The sequence below is a fragment of the Rubellimicrobium arenae genome, from assembly GCF_017916275.1.
Classification (GTDB): domain Bacteria; phylum Pseudomonadota; class Alphaproteobacteria; order Rhodobacterales; family Rhodobacteraceae; genus Rubellimicrobium; species Rubellimicrobium arenae.
The window spans coordinates 17,727-30,355 of sequence record NZ_JAFMST010000016.1; the positions used below are offsets into that span (position 1 = coordinate 17,727).

15 protein-coding genes are annotated in these 12,629 nt (G+C 66.9%); 1 reads left to right on the plus strand and 14 read right to left on the minus strand.

Going from position 1 to position 12,629, the window contains the following annotated elements:
- Nucleotide 1: 1 nt before the first annotated feature.
- The 11 genes from J3P31_RS19480 to J3P31_RS19530 all read right to left on the minus strand — a co-directional run bounded on the left by J3P31_RS19480 (nucleotide 2) and on the right by J3P31_RS19530 (nucleotide 9,983).
- Nucleotides 2–865, minus strand: a complete 864-nt coding sequence (locus J3P31_RS19480) for a tetratricopeptide repeat protein (RefSeq protein WP_210530192.1) — start codon at nucleotides 863–865, stop codon at nucleotides 2–4.
- Entirely contained in the window at nucleotides 849–1,451 is a 603-nt protein-coding gene (locus J3P31_RS19485; protein WP_438270310.1) for a tetratricopeptide repeat protein, read from the minus strand. Before J3P31_RS19485 ends, J3P31_RS19480 begins: the two co-directional genes overlap by 17 nt.
- The gene (locus tag J3P31_RS19490; protein WP_210530194.1) at nucleotides 1,438–2,442 is read right to left on the minus strand and encodes a type II secretion system F family protein; all 1,005 of its coding nucleotides are present in this window, start codon (nucleotides 2,440–2,442) and stop codon (nucleotides 1,438–1,440) included. Before J3P31_RS19490 ends, J3P31_RS19485 begins: the two co-directional genes overlap by 14 nt.
- A gap of 9 nt (nucleotides 2,443–2,451) precedes the next feature.
- Nucleotides 2,452–3,420: a type II secretion system F family protein gene (locus tag J3P31_RS19495; protein WP_210530195.1), complete on the minus strand. Its 969-nt coding sequence runs from the start codon at nucleotides 3,418–3,420 to the stop codon at nucleotides 2,452–2,454.
- The gene (locus J3P31_RS19500) at nucleotides 3,417–4,853 is read right to left on the minus strand and encodes a TadA family conjugal transfer-associated ATPase (RefSeq protein WP_210530196.1); all 1,437 of its coding nucleotides are present in this window, start codon (nucleotides 4,851–4,853) and stop codon (nucleotides 3,417–3,419) included. The genes J3P31_RS19495 and J3P31_RS19500 overlap by 4 nt, the downstream gene beginning before the upstream one ends.
- A gap of 25 nt (nucleotides 4,854–4,878) precedes the next feature.
- Nucleotides 4,879–6,117: a CpaE/TadZ family protein gene (locus J3P31_RS19505; protein WP_210530197.1), complete on the minus strand. Its 1,239-nt coding sequence runs from the start codon at nucleotides 6,115–6,117 to the stop codon at nucleotides 4,879–4,881.
- A gap of 181 nt (nucleotides 6,118–6,298) precedes the next feature.
- Nucleotides 6,299–6,931: an OmpA family protein gene (locus J3P31_RS19510; RefSeq protein WP_210530198.1), complete on the minus strand. Its 633-nt coding sequence runs from the start codon at nucleotides 6,929–6,931 to the stop codon at nucleotides 6,299–6,301.
- 8 nt (nucleotides 6,932–6,939) lie between these two features.
- Nucleotides 6,940–8,361 carry a type II and III secretion system protein family protein gene (locus J3P31_RS19515; RefSeq protein WP_210530199.1) on the minus strand — a complete coding sequence of 474 codons (1,422 nt, stop codon included), beginning with the start codon at nucleotides 8,359–8,361 and terminating at the stop codon, nucleotides 6,940–6,942.
- 188 nt (nucleotides 8,362–8,549) lie between these two features.
- Nucleotides 8,550–9,416: a Flp pilus assembly protein CpaB gene (gene cpaB / locus J3P31_RS19520; protein WP_210530200.1), complete on the minus strand. Its 867-nt coding sequence runs from the start codon at nucleotides 9,414–9,416 to the stop codon at nucleotides 8,550–8,552.
- 45 nt (nucleotides 9,417–9,461) lie between these two features.
- On the minus strand, nucleotides 9,462–9,653 hold the full coding sequence (locus J3P31_RS19525; protein WP_210530201.1) for a hypothetical protein: 192 nt from the start codon (nucleotides 9,651–9,653) through the stop codon (nucleotides 9,462–9,464).
- 150 nt (nucleotides 9,654–9,803) lie between these two features.
- Nucleotides 9,804–9,983 carry a hypothetical protein gene (locus J3P31_RS19530; protein ID WP_210530202.1) on the minus strand — a complete coding sequence of 60 codons (180 nt, stop codon included), beginning with the start codon at nucleotides 9,981–9,983 and terminating at the stop codon, nucleotides 9,804–9,806.
- Nucleotides 9,984–10,514: 531 nt separating this feature from the next.
- On the opposite strand from J3P31_RS19530, the gene J3P31_RS19535 reads away from it, so the two are divergent.
- Nucleotides 10,515–11,147 carry a lytic transglycosylase domain-containing protein gene (locus tag J3P31_RS19535; RefSeq protein ID WP_246849690.1) on the plus strand — a complete coding sequence of 211 codons (633 nt, stop codon included), beginning with the start codon at nucleotides 10,515–10,517 and terminating at the stop codon, nucleotides 11,145–11,147.
- Between the two features lie 7 nt (nucleotides 11,148–11,154).
- Here J3P31_RS19535 and J3P31_RS19540 read toward each other — a convergent pair whose 3' ends face one another.
- The 3 genes from J3P31_RS19540 to J3P31_RS19550 all read right to left on the minus strand — a co-directional run bounded on the left by J3P31_RS19540 (nucleotide 11,155) and on the right by J3P31_RS19550 (nucleotide 12,626).
- A complete protein-coding gene (locus tag J3P31_RS19540; protein ID WP_246849689.1) occupies nucleotides 11,155–11,634 on the minus strand; it encodes a DUF1003 domain-containing protein in 480 nt (159 codons plus the stop codon).
- A gap of 88 nt (nucleotides 11,635–11,722) precedes the next feature.
- Nucleotides 11,723–12,007: a GNAT family N-acetyltransferase gene (locus J3P31_RS19545; protein ID WP_210530205.1), complete on the minus strand. Its 285-nt coding sequence runs from the start codon at nucleotides 12,005–12,007 to the stop codon at nucleotides 11,723–11,725.
- Entirely contained in the window at nucleotides 12,000–12,626 is a 627-nt protein-coding gene (locus J3P31_RS19550) for a 3-oxoacid CoA-transferase subunit B (protein WP_210530206.1), read from the minus strand. Before J3P31_RS19550 ends, J3P31_RS19545 begins: the two co-directional genes overlap by 8 nt.
- Nucleotides 12,627–12,629 lie beyond the last annotated feature (3 nt).

Here is a 12,629-nt window from a genome sequence, read left to right on the forward strand (position 1 = left end):
GTCAGCCCAGAGCCTCGAGGGCGCGGGATGCTTCCTCGAAATGAACAGGACTGGTTTCGACCGCATCCTGAAGGAGACCGCGCCCGATGGTGAGGTCGTTCTGTTTGATGGCGGCCAGAGCGAGCGTGTAGAGAAGCTGGGCGCGTTCCTGCTGGGTCATGGGAACCACCGGCAGCGTGTAGTTCCGCTGTGCGCCTCGGGCCATGACAAGGTTGTTCTTGGCCGTGAAGAGGTCCGGTTCGTGCCGGAGCGCGTCGGTAAAGAGCCGCTCGGCCGCCAGGTAGTCCCCTCGGGTGAGCTTGGAGTAGCCCCAGTTGTTCAGCACGCCCGCCGGGGTGGTCGTGAGCCCGGCCGCGGTCTCGTAGTAGCTGTCGGCCCGGGCCCAGTCCTCGGCCGCGTCGGCGACCATCGCTTCGTAGCGATAGCGTTCATAGCTTTCGAAGGTTGGAGGCACGGTTCCCAGCATGGCCCGCGCCCGATCCCATTCATTGGTACGGATATAGGCGCCAGCCAGATCCACCCTGTCCGCGTCCGTGGCGTCGGCGCGGCGGGCCACGGCTTCCCATGCGGCAACCCCCTCGGTCGTCTGGCCGGCCCGAAGGAGCGACTTGGCCAGCCCGCGCTGCAGGTCGATCCGATCGGGGGCCTCCCGGGTGACCCGGGTGAAATAGGCGACGGCCTCTTCGGGCGAGGCAACCGACATCATGACGTCGTTCAGGCCCGACTGGTCGATGACGTCGACATCGCGAAGCGCGCGCTGCACCTCCTGTTCGCCGGTCGGGGCGCAGGCGGCCAGGGCAAGGAGGACCAGACCGGGGACAGCCGGCCGGAATGAAGTTCTAAGGATGTCAGTGATCCGGGCCATCAGATGCCTCAAGGATGTGAAATGGGGTTGTGGGCAGGGGGGTGTCCGTCGCGTGGCGTTGAGCGGTGGCGACGCTCGTGTCCTCGCCCAGGGGGGCCACGCCCGAGTAGGCCGGGTCCTTCATCCGCGCGAGCGCCAGGCGCAGGTTGTCCCGGATCGTATCGCTGTTCCCGTTGTCGGCGGCGTAGGCCCGGCGGAACACCTCGGCCGCCTCGCCGTAGTCCTGCCGTTCCATCAGGAGGACGCCCAGGTTGTTCCAGGCTGAAACGTATCCGGGGTCCTCTTCGACGGCCTGCCGCAGGTAGCCTTCGGCCTGGCCCAGGCGCCCCAGGCGCAGGTCGGCGGTTCCGATGGCCGCCAGGACATCGGGCGTGAGCCCCTCGCGTGCGGCCGCGCGAAGATAGGCCTTGAGCGCGAGTTGGTATTCGCCCGCTGTCATCAGGCGGTGCCCGGCGACGAGCGGATCGGCCTCCCGCCCCGGGCCAGGGGCAAAGACCCCAGGCGACGCCAAGTCCGTGCAGGCCGGCAGCGCGGTGAGAAGGAGCAGGGCGAGAATGGTGCGGCGCACGATGTCAGGGTGCCGCAACGGTCGCGTCCCGGCTGCTGCCCAGCACATCCGAGATCTCGAAAAGGGCGGGCCCGATCAGGATGATGAGCAGCGGCGGCACCGTCAGCAGCATCGTGGCCAAGGTCATCTTGGTGGGCAGGGTATTGGCCTTCTCCTCGGCCCGCATGACGCGCTTGTCCCGCATCTCGGACGCATGGACGCGCAAGGCGTCCGCGATCGTCGTGCCGAACTGCTGGGACTGGATGAGGACGGTGACAAAGCTCGAGATGTCGAGGACCCCGCAGCGTTCGGCCATGTCGCGGAGCACGTCGGACTTGTCCTTGCCGGCCTTCAGCTCATGGGAGACCAGCTCGAACTCCCGGGCTAGGTCGGGCGCGCCCGCCCCAAGCTCTTGGGCGACGCGGAGAATCGCCTGGTCGAGCGACTGGCCCGCCTCCACGCAGACGAGCATCATGTCGAGACTGTCCGGGAAGGCGTTGGTGACAGCCTCCTTGCGCTCGGCCTGACGGCGGGTGACCCAGTACTTGGGCAGCAGGTAGCCGATGATGCCGGGCAAAAGGAGGCGCAGGACCAGCTGGCTGCTCGTGGCGGGGGGGCCGTCTCCTGCGGAGAGGTAGATCGTGTACGTAGTCCCGAGCCCGACGGAGCCCAGCCCAAGCACCACCTGCAGGAAATAATAAAGCCTGACGGCGTCCTTGGAGCCGTAGCCGGCTTGCAGGAGCTTGAGGCGGATGGCCGAATATTCGCTGGCGCTCCGTGGCTCGAGGAACGTCGAGAACCGTTCCAGCTTGTCCGCACTGTCCGGGCGGCGCAGGGTGTCGCCGCCGGCTTCGGTCGTGTCCTGGGATTTCGGGGTGGTCAGCCGGTCGAAGGCGTCCCGTGGCCGGACCAGCAGCACGGGCAGGGCGACCAGGATCATGAGCAGGCCCAGGGCCCCGAGCAGGAGCATGGGACCGGACGGGCCAAGAGAGGCCTGCAGCCACGTCGTGATCAGGGCAAGAGCATGCATTCCTCGGCCTCAGACCTTGATGTTCACGAGCGCGCGCATGACGATGACGTTCAGGATCAGCAAACCCGCAACGATCAGGCAGGCCGGAAGGAAGTAGGCACTGGTCCGGACCTTGTCGTAGTAGTGGGGGTCGGCCAGCTGGATGCCGACCAGCGCAACGACGGGAAAGGCCGAAAGAAAGGTGCCGGACCACTTGGCTTCGGCGGTGATGGCGCGCACCCGGCGGAACAGCCGGAAGCGGGCGCGGATCACCTTGGCGAGGTTGTCGAGGATCTCGACCAGGTTGCCGCCGGCTTCGGCCTGGATCGACACGGCCATGGCCAGGAACCGAAGATCCTGCAGGCCGATCCGCTCCGCCATGGCGCGGAGGCTTTCGCCAAGGTCGCGTCCATAGGCCGCTTCGTCCGAGATCACGCCCATCTCGGTTCCGAGGGGGGCGGGAATCTCGCGGGAGACGATCGCGAGCGAAGCGGAGAAGGGGTGCCCGACCCGGAGCGACCGGACCATGAGCTCGACCGCGTCCGGAAGTTGCTCCTCGATCATGGCAGCGCGCGTGCCGGCGCGGTTGCCGAGCCACAGCAGCACGAGGGCTGGACCCGTCGCCGCCGCGATCGCCGCCCGCAGGAGGAGCGACATGTCCGTCGCAAGGGTCAGGACGCTCAGTGCCGCGACCGAAATCAGGGCCATCAGGCCGAGCAGCCGTCGTGGGGGGATCGCGATGTCCGCCCGGCGTGCCTGATCCGCCAGCAGGTCGTAGACGGGAACCCGCCGGACGGCCAGTTGCTGCGTCATCTCCTTGCGGAGCTGGTCCAAGGCCCCTTTGCGGTCCGTTCGTTCGCTGAGGAGGCCGAACCGGCGGTTGACCCGGCGATGTCCACGGATCTCGCGGCCGAACGCCGCAAGATAGGCGCCTTGCGTCAGGATCAGCACCGCCACCGCGATCAGCCCGTAGATCAGCGCCTCTGGCCAGCGGATCATGACCGGTCTCCGCGTGTTTCGAAGATCGCGGCGGGGAGATCGTAGCCCCAGAGCCGGAATCTCTCGGCATAGTGGGAGCGCACGCCGGTTGCCGTGAAATGCCCGACGATAAGGCTATCGGCGGAGATCCCGGTCCGCTGGTAGCGGAACACCTCCTGCATCGACACGACGTCCCCGGCCAAGCCGGTGATCTCGGTGATGGAGGTCATCCGTCGGGAGCCATCCTGGAGGCGCGTCGTCTGCACGATCACGTTCACCGCCGAGGCGATCTGCGACCGGAGCGCCTTGATCGGCATCGTAATGCCCGCCATGGCGATCAAGTTCTCCAGGCGGCTCGTGGCGTCGCGTGGACTGTTGGCGTGGATGGTGGTCATCGAGCCGTCGTGCCCCGTGTTCATCGCCTGGAGCATGTCGATGACCTCCTCGCCCCGGGCTTCGCCCACGATGATGCGATCCGGCCTCATGCGGAGGGCGTTCCGGAGGCAGTCGCGCGGGGTTACGGCCCCGCGGCCTTCGACGTTCGGCGGACGCGACTCCATCCGGGCGACATGGGTCTGCTGGAGCTGAAGCTCGGCCGTGTCCTCGATCGTGAGGATGCGCTCGTTGTCGTTGATGAAGGACGACAATGCGTTGAGCGCCGTCGTCTTGCCCGAACCCGTCCCGCCCGAGACGATGATGTTCAACCGGGTGGACACGGCGGCCTGCAGATAGGCGGCCATCTCCTCCGTGAAGGCGCCGACGCGGACCAGTTCCTCGACCGAGAGCTTGTCCTTCTTGAACTTTCGGATCGACACCAGGGGACCATCCACCGCGACCGGCGGCACCATGGCGTTGAAGCGCGAGCCGTCGATCAGACGGGCATCCACATAGGGGTTCGACTTGTCGACCCGGCGGCCCACGGCACTCACGATCCGGTCGATGATGCGGAGAAGATGCTTCTCGTCCTTGAACGTGACATCGGTGAGCACGAGCCGGCCGCGCCGCTCCACGAAGATCTGATGGGGGCCGTTCACCAGGATGTCCGTGATGCTCTCGTCCTTGAGCAGAGCCTCAAGGGGGCCGAGGCCTTTCACCTCGTCGTAAAGGTCCTGGTTGAGCTGTGCCCGCTCCTCACGGGTGACGGCGATGCCCATCTGGTCGAGCGTTTCGCCCGCGATGTTCTGGATTTCGGCCCGCAGGTCGTGTTCCGTCGCCTTCTCGAGGGCCGCCAGGTTGAGGTTGTCGAGCAAGGCCCTGTGAAGCTCGATCTTCAGGTCCTGGAGCCGCTCCTTGCGCTTCTTGTCCTTGCTGTCCGCCGGCGACTCAGTCAGCCGGGATGCAGGCGGGCGGATGAGGGATTGTGGCGACCCTCCGGGCGTGGGGGCATTCATCTCGTCGTCTGGGGCCGGACGGTCGGGCGGCTGGCCCTCGGTCTTGCGGAACTTGGCGAACATCTATGGCCTCGAACGGCGCGCGCGATCAGGCGCGGATCTTCTGGGGGGCTAGGGTGGCGAGGTTGACCGTGTGAATGGATCGCGCCAGCTTGACGATCTCGCGACGCAGGGCACTCCGAGGGGCGGCCTCGGAAAGGGGAATGCCCTGATCGGCCGCCTCGGCGATCGCCCGGCCGCCATCCGGCAGTTGCAGCTCGATGGAGATGCCAAGCGACTCGGCCATCCGTTTCACGCGCGAGCGGCCGTTGAGATCGGCAAAGCCGGGGGCACGGTTGAGAACGAAGCGGAGCTTGTCGAAGGGAAGTCCTTCGGAGGTCAGGGCCCGCTTGAGCCGAAGCGTGTTCTGGGCCGATCTCATGTCGATCTGGATCACGGCGAAGCACAGATGAGCCGCGTTCAGGACCGCTTCTCCCCAGTCGGACATGGCGGAGGGCATGTCGATGACGATGTAGTCGAAGTTGACGCGGGCGGTCTCGATCAGGCGGGCGATCTCGGCCGACCCGACCAGATCCAGCGGAACGAGATCGAGTGGCGCCGTCAGGACATGCAGCCGTCCGTCGTAGGCCTGCAGCGCGGATCGCAGAGCCTCGCCGTCCATCCGGGCGGCATCCCCGAGGAGGTCCTGCACGGCCTCGCGACGGGGCAGGTCGAGGTAGGTGGCCACCGACCCGAACTGCAGACCAAGGTCGAGCAGGGCCACCCGAGGTGGCGGGGAGCCTCCGAGGCAGGCCAGCTCCCAAGCCAGATTGACGGCCAGCGTCGTACCCCCGGCCCCCCCGGCGAGAGAATAGACCGGGATAACGACCCCTGAATGTTCGCCCTGCGTGGGAGCGGCGGGGAGCTGGCCTTCGGCTACGGCCTTGGCGGCCCCATTCTTGCGCTTCGGCCGCGTCACCGCGCGGGCGAGCTCTCCTTCGGGGAGAGGATAGGGTATGAAGTCGTCCGCCCCTTCGCGCAGCAATTGGTGCAGGACCCTCGGCGTCACTTCCTCGGCGACGAGGATGACGCGGATTCCGCGCTGGCGTGCCGCCGCGATGACGGCCAGCACCGGGTCCAGGTCGGCCATGTCGAGGCCGTCGATGGCCAGAACCACGAAATCCAGCAACTCCGCGTCAGGCTGATCAAGAAAGGTGGTCGCTTCGGCAAAGCCGAGATCGCCCCAGCGGTCCCCGACGGTCGCCTGCATGTCCTCGATCAGAAGATCGAACCGCTGTACGTCGCGACTGACCGTGCAGGCCACGATGGCAGGGGAATCGCTCAGCATCCCGATCCTCCTTGGAGTTTCGTCGGCCTGAGAGGTCCTCTCGACGGAAGGCCGGCTCTGGCGGCGGCGCATTTGTGAACCAGCGCAGGGTCGACCCTGGAGCAAGGACCAGCATCGGCTCCAGGGACACGGACGGCGCGCGCCCAGCACGGCGATTGCGCCCGGATGGGCCTGGTTCCATTCATGGAGAGGTCTCGGATAGGGGAGCGGGCGGGGCCCCCTCCGTCCCGGCCGAGGCGACATAGTCCCGAAAGACGATGGCCGCGTACTTGCCGTTAAGGACATCCGGGTGCGTTTCGACAAAGCCTGATACATCCGTGACGGTGCGCCGGTTGGCCATCTCGGGCGCTTGGGTCGCGATCAGCGGTTGTGTTTCACCCCTGGAGACCAGGGCCATGAGGCGGCTCGGCTCCACGCCTTGCGAAATAAGGAACGCGACGGCGGCCTGGGCGCGCTTCAGGCCGAGTTGCTGGTTGTAGGCCGCCGATCCGACCAGATCCGTGTGCCCGTACACCGCGAACCTGACTTCCGGAAACTGGCGGATGAACGACGCTTGCTGGGTCAGGACTGAACGGGCCTGCGCATCCAGGTCTGCCGAGTTGAACGCGAAGTTGATCGTGGTCGGAACGGTCGCGGCAAACCGGTTCGACAGCGAGACAGCGTAGGAAAGCTGCCCCGATTGCGCCAAGACGTTCTGGGCCGTGGCGCCCCCCAGCCAGGCCGGTCCTGAACCGGCTTCCTCCGGGGCCATCCGGGTGCAGGCTGCGATGACGAACAGCAGGGTCGGGATCAGGCCGGTGATCGACGGTCTCATGGCACCCCTCAATCCATCACGTAGCCGTATGAGCCGGAAAAGTCCTGGCGCGCGACTTCCCCGGCCCCCCCGGTCGAAGGGGCTCGGGAGGCGTCCACCCGACCGAACAGGAACATGTCGCGCTCGGATGGTGGCCGAACGCGGTCGGTCGGAAGGGCCAGTGCCTCCCCCCGGGTCGGCGTGACAAGATGTGGCGTCACGATGATCACCAGTTCTGTCTGGTCGCGCTGATATTCGGCGGAGCGGAACAATGCCCCCAGGACGGGAATGTCGCCCAGCCAAGGCACCTGGCCCTTGAGGTCGCGGAAGTCGTCGGACAGCAGGCCCGCAATGGCAAAGCTCTCGCCGTCGCGCATTTCCACCGTGGTGGAGGTTTCGCGCCGTCGGAACGCATCGATGGTGATGCCGTTCTGCGTCAGCCCGTTGGTCGGATCTATGGAGGAAACGGCCGCCTTCAGGTCGATGTTGATGAGATCACCGTCCACGACGCGTGGAACGAAGCTCAGTTCGACCCCGAACGGCTTGTAGTCGACGGTCACGCTGCCGCTGTCGTCCTGGGCGACCGGGACCGGATACTCGCCGCCGGCAAGGAAGCTGGCCTCCTGACCCGACAGGGCGGACAGGTTGGGCTCGGCCAGGGTGCGGACGACGCCCCGCTGCTCGAGCGCCTCAAGCAGCAGGCCGACTTCAAGGCCACCGGCGTTGAAACCAAAGAGCATCGCGCCGTTGTTGCTGTTCGCCGTGGGAAGTCGGCCGCCCAGGGCGTTGCCTAGGCCCGTCGACGTGACCCCCCTGCCGGCTCCCGCGGTGATGTCGAGCCCGCCCCCCAGCGTAGTCCCTTGCAATCCAAGGGATGAGGAAAGCGTCTTTGAGACCGATCGCTGCATTTCGGCGAAGCGAACCTGCAGCATCACCTGTTGCGTGCCACCGACGCTCAGGAGGTTCGAAACCCGGTCTGGCGCATAACGGTTGGCAAGCTCCAGGGCGCGGTCGAGATCGGCGGCGCTGTCCACCGTGCCGGAAAGCACGATGCCATCGTTGGCGGTCCGCACCTCGATGTGCTGGCCCGGAAGGATCTGCTGCAGCCTTTCCTTGAACTCGGCCACGTCCGGCGTCACCCGAACCTCGACGTTCGCTATCAGTGCGCCGTTCAGGCCGAGCAGTGTCAGCGTCGTACGGCCGGGCGCCTTGCCCAGCACATAGATGGTGCGGTCCGACAGGGACGAGATGTCCGCGATTCCGGGATTCGCGATGGACAGTTCCGTGAAGCGCACGTCCGATTCCACCACAATGGCCCGGTTCAACGGCACGTCCAACGGAGCCAGGATGGTCCCGGACACCACGGTCAAGGTCTGCGCCCAGGCGAGCGGAACGGGGCCCAGGAATGCGACGGCGCTGATCATGGCCAAGACGCGGACGAGGGCGCGCATGGTCGCGGCACCCTTCACCCACGACGGAGCGCCTTGGACCAAGTCGGCCTTGACCCGAGCAAGCCCCGACCTGCGCCGCGACCCTGCACCCGCCATCGGCCTTGGCGGCTGCCTGATGACGGTCATGGGCCCGGGGCCGCTGGCCAGAAAACACGGTGTGAGCAGTTCTTCCATCGCGGGCACAGTCATCACGGTCCGGGACATGCCACTGGGGTGTCGATCACCTCGCCGGCCCGCCTTGTGCGCACCGTACAGACCTGCGGAGGGCTGGCCTCCTGGGGCACCCCGGGCGCGATCGGATCCTGCAGGTCGAGAAGGGCCTTCTGGTCGATTTCGATAGGTGCTGGGGCCGTGCTGTCAGCCCGTCCCACCAGTGCGAGAGAGAGGGAGCCCGAGGCTTGGGCCTGGGCCAGCTTGGCGACCTGGCGAGGCGTCACCGCGACGGTCACGTTGCTGGCTATCCCGACCTCCCGCGCCGTGTCGTCGGTGGACTGGTCGATGGCGACCAGCACAAGGCCGGATTCGATGAGTTGGGTGACCTGACGGGCGCCCCGGCCTTCGTCGTCGATCGATCCGGTCCAATAGACATCGACCCGGTCGCCGGGCCGAAGGAAGCCCGATACTCCCGTCGTTGCATTCACGCTGATGGCGAAGGCCCGCATGCCCTTGTCGAGTCGGCCGGTGATCCCGGTGTCCTGGCCAGGCTCGGTCACCTTGCTCGTGAGGACGGGCTCGTTGGCCTCCATGGGGCGCAGCACGTGGCGAGGCATGTCCGGACCTTGCGGGAAAAGGTCCTTGTCGGTGCGGAAGACGCCATCGGGCAGGAAGGGCTCAACATAGCGGATCGGCCGGACATCGGCCGGGGTCAGCGCCTCGCCATAGGCGAGGGGACGACTGGCGGCGTAGATCTCAACCGTCGGAACGGCCGTGGCCGCGGCCAGGCGCATCTCGGCAAGCTGGTTGGCCTGAGCCTCGAACTGGCTGCGGACCATGTAGATGGCGATCCCCGCAAGGCACATGCCGGCCAGCAGGACCAAGGCGAAAAGGCTTCTCATGGGTTCTCCTGGGGGACCCGCCCGGCAACGCGCCCGGCACTGACCTCAGCGGATTTCATAGGAGGAGAGCTGATGGCCGACGCTTTCGGCCGGTTCGGTTGCCGCGTCCCTCAATCCGACCACAAGGGCCACGCCAAGACCCAGGAGAGCCGCCGTCAAGACGACCCAGTCCACCGTGACGGCGCCGTCCTCGTTCCGGCACAGGCCGCGAATGAGAGCAGTCGAGCGTGTGGTCATCATGTCCCTCCTGGTCCGGACAGTGGCTGATCGGACCATAGGGGAGCTTCGATAATAACCCGTTAAGCGACCGCCCCGCCGTGGCGGTCCAGGCAAGAACAAGGGCCGCGCTATCGGCGCGGCCCCCGAATGTTTCACGCGGTCGGAGGCTCAGCCGACGCTGGTGTTGACCAGGTTGGTCTTGATGTCGGTCGCGAGGTCGTTCGCGCCCGTCCGCACCGAGCCGAGCACCAGGACGCCCAGGCCCACGATCGCGGCCGTCAGCACGACCCAGTCTACGGTCACGGCGCCGCTTTCATCGGAAAGGAAAGTCTTCATGAAGTCAGTCATGCGGGTCTCCTGGGGACAGTGCTGAGCTCGTCGTCATGCGGGGTCGCGTCGGAGCGGTCGTTTGGTTGCCCGCGCCCCACCGGTTAAGCTCCTAGAGGCGAGCAGATTCTGGCGAGAAGGTGTCGATCTTGCGGCGCATTGTCGGCCTTCCATTCGGTTTGCGATCATCTCGGTCGGGCTTGGCCAGCGATCAGGGCCAAGTTCTGCGACGGACCGGGCCACCTTAGGCGCGTAGTAAGGATGTTCGATCAAGACTCCGGTCGAAGGAAACGGAGGGAACTGCTCCATGTCGAACGGTGTCAGGCTGCGTTGGCGGCGATGAGGACGGATCGGCCGTTGCGCCGATATGGCAGGGCCGGCGCCCTGACCGGCGCGTGGCTGGCGTGGCTTGCGGTCCCGGCCTCGGCGGAGGACTTCACATTTCGACGCGTGGGGGTCCCCGTCGCGGGCAGCGACCATCGAATCACCGTGCAGATCGATCCCGAGGTGCCGATGTTCGTATCCAATCGAGCCTCGGGGCCATTTCGCCCGATGACCCCGGTCGGAGGCGAGTCCGGGACAGCAGCCGGACCCGCCGGCACGGACTGGTTCTGGGCCGACGTTTCTCCCCTGCTGGCCGATTCGGGGCCGGGCCGCCTGGGCGAGGCTCTGGAGGCCGTCGCCCAGGCGCCGTCGGGCTGGTCCGGTCCGCCGCGGCTTCAGGCGTTGCAGGACATCGCCCGCGCCTATGGGCCCGAGATCCTGCGCCACACCGTCGGGACACGGGTCTCTCCGGCGCTGGTCCTGTCGGTCATCGCGGTGGAAAGCGGCGGCCGTTCCAGGGCCGTATCCGCAGCAGGGGCAGCGGGATTGATGCAACTCATGCCCGGGACGGCGGCGCGGTTCGGCGTTCAGGACAGGCTGAGCCCGGAGGACAGCATCCGGGGCGGAATCGCCTATCTCGACTGGCTTTTGGGCCGATACAGGGGTGACCCAATCCTGGCGCTGGCCGCCTATAACGCGGGCGAGGGAGCCGTCGACGACAACGCAGGTGTCCCGCCCTTTGCGGAAACCCGGGCCTACGTTCCCAAGGTGCTTGCGGCGTGGACGGTGGCGCGTGGCCTTTGCCTCACGCCGCCCGAGCTCGTGTCCGATGGTTGCGTGTTTGCGACGGGCGATCTCTGAGGTTGGGTCAATCGTCTCCCAGCCGGGCGGTCAGGCGATCGATCTTGGCGTGAAGCTCCATAATCTCGAGCTCGGCCCGCAGGTTCACCTCGTAGTCGCTCCCGGCCTCATGCCGGTCGATCTCGGCCTGCCGGTTCTGGCTCATCATGATGATGGGGGCCTGCACGGCCGCGAGCATCGACAGGATCAAGTTCAGGAAGACGAAGGGGTAGGGGTCGAAGACATCCGATGTCAGGACGTTCCAGCCGCACCACAGGACCAGGAAGGTCGCAAAGCCGCCAACGAAGACCCAGGAGCCGCCCCAGCGCGCGATCTGGTCGGCCGCCTTCTGCCCCATGCTCATGCTGGCCTCGAACTCGGCCCGGGGATCCCGCGCCGCATGCCGGCGGCTGGCAATGCGCGCCAGCACGCGCCGTTCACGCGACGACAGGCATTCCACGCCATGTTCGATGAGTTCGCGCGCCAGCGCCCTGATGCTTTCGTCCATGCCGGGTCCCCGGTCCGATTCGCTTGGTGGAGCGAGCATAGGCGGGACGAGCCCGCGGCGCAGCGTCCCTCATCGAAGGGGGTGTCGGTCAGCGCGTGAACAGGTCGGCCCACTCCGGGTGCCGGCCCGCCTGACCCGCGACAAAGCGGCAGAGCGGCACGATGCGGAACCCCTGCGCCCGGGCGTCGGCCAGAAGCGCCTCGAGCAGCGCCTCGGCCAGGCCTTGGCCGCGAAGGGCCTCGGGGACGTAGGTGTGGTCCGCGATGACCTTGTCCGCCGACAGGACGGACAGGGTGAGCTCCGCGTCCCCCTCGGGCCGGTGGATCACGTACCGGCGGCGGCTGCCCAGATCCTCGTGCTCGACCTCAGACAATGGTGGCCTCCGTAGCCTTGCGGATGTCGTCCGTGGTGACGCCGTCGGCGGCTTCCACGATCCGGAGGCCGCCCTCCACGACATCAAGGACGCCCAGGTTGGTGATGATGCGGTCCACCACGCCCTTGCCGGTCAGGGGCAGGGTGCAGTGGTGGAGCACCTTCGATTCCCCCGCCTTGTTGGTGTGGTCCATGACGACCACGACGCGCTGGACGCCCGCCACGAGGTCCATAGCGCCGCCCATCCCTTTCACGAGCTTGCCGGGGATCATCCAGTTGGCGAGGTCGCCCTCCTCGGAGACCTCCATCGCGCCCAAGATCGCCATGGCGATCTTGCCGCCCCGGATCATCGCGAAGGAGGTGGCGCTGTCGAAATAGGCCGAGTGCGGCAGCTCGGTGATGGTCTGCTTGCCGGCGTTGATGAGGTCGGGGTCCTCCTCGCCCTCATAAGGGAACGGCCCCATGCCGAGCATGCCGTTCTCGCTTTGCAGCGTGACGTTCACACCCGGCGGAATGTGGTTGGCCACCAGCGTCGGGATGCCAATGCCGAGGTTGACGTACATGCCGTCCTTGAGTTCCTGCGCCGCGCGCGCGGCCATCTGGTGGCGGTCCCAGGGCATGAT

Excerpts from the sequence above, each read along its gene's own strand:
- J3P31_RS19480 (WP_210530192.1), bottom strand. The coding sequence starts at position 865 with ATGGCCCGGATCACTGACATCCTTAGAACTTCATTCCGGCCGGCTGTC.
- J3P31_RS19490 (WP_210530194.1), bottom strand. The coding sequence starts at position 2,442 with ATGCATGCTCTTGCCCTGATCACGACGTGGCTGCAGGCCTCTCTTGGC.
- J3P31_RS19495 (WP_210530195.1), bottom strand. The coding sequence starts at position 3,420 with ATGATCCGCTGGCCAGAGGCGCTGATCTACGGGCTGATCGCGGTGGCG.
- J3P31_RS19500 (WP_210530196.1), bottom strand. The coding sequence starts at position 4,853 with ATGTTCGCCAAGTTCCGCAAGACCGAGGGCCAGCCGCCCGACCGTCCG.
- J3P31_RS19505 (WP_210530197.1), bottom strand. The coding sequence starts at position 6,117 with ATGCTGAGCGATTCCCCTGCCATCGTGGCCTGCACGGTCAGTCGCGAC.
- J3P31_RS19510 (WP_210530198.1), bottom strand. The coding sequence starts at position 6,931 with ATGAGACCGTCGATCACCGGCCTGATCCCGACCCTGCTGTTCGTCATC.
- J3P31_RS19515 (WP_210530199.1), bottom strand. The coding sequence starts at position 8,361 with ATGCGCGCCCTCGTCCGCGTCTTGGCCATGATCAGCGCCGTCGCATTC.
- cpaB (WP_210530200.1), bottom strand. The coding sequence starts at position 9,416 with ATGAGAAGCCTTTTCGCCTTGGTCCTGCTGGCCGGCATGTGCCTTGCG.
- J3P31_RS19525 (WP_210530201.1), bottom strand. The coding sequence starts at position 9,653 with ATGACCACACGCTCGACTGCTCTCATTCGCGGCCTGTGCCGGAACGAG.
- J3P31_RS19530 (WP_210530202.1), bottom strand. The coding sequence starts at position 9,983 with ATGACTGACTTCATGAAGACTTTCCTTTCCGATGAAAGCGGCGCCGTG.
- J3P31_RS19535 (WP_246849690.1), top strand. The coding sequence starts at position 10,515 with ATGACCCCGGTCGGAGGCGAGTCCGGGACAGCAGCCGGACCCGCCGGC.
- J3P31_RS19540 (WP_246849689.1), bottom strand. The coding sequence starts at position 11,634 with ATGGACGAAAGCATCAGGGCGCTGGCGCGCGAACTCATCGAACATGGC.
- J3P31_RS19550 (WP_210530206.1), bottom strand. The coding sequence starts at position 12,626 with ATGCCCTGGGACCGCCACCAGATGGCCGCGCGCGCGGCGCAGGAACTC.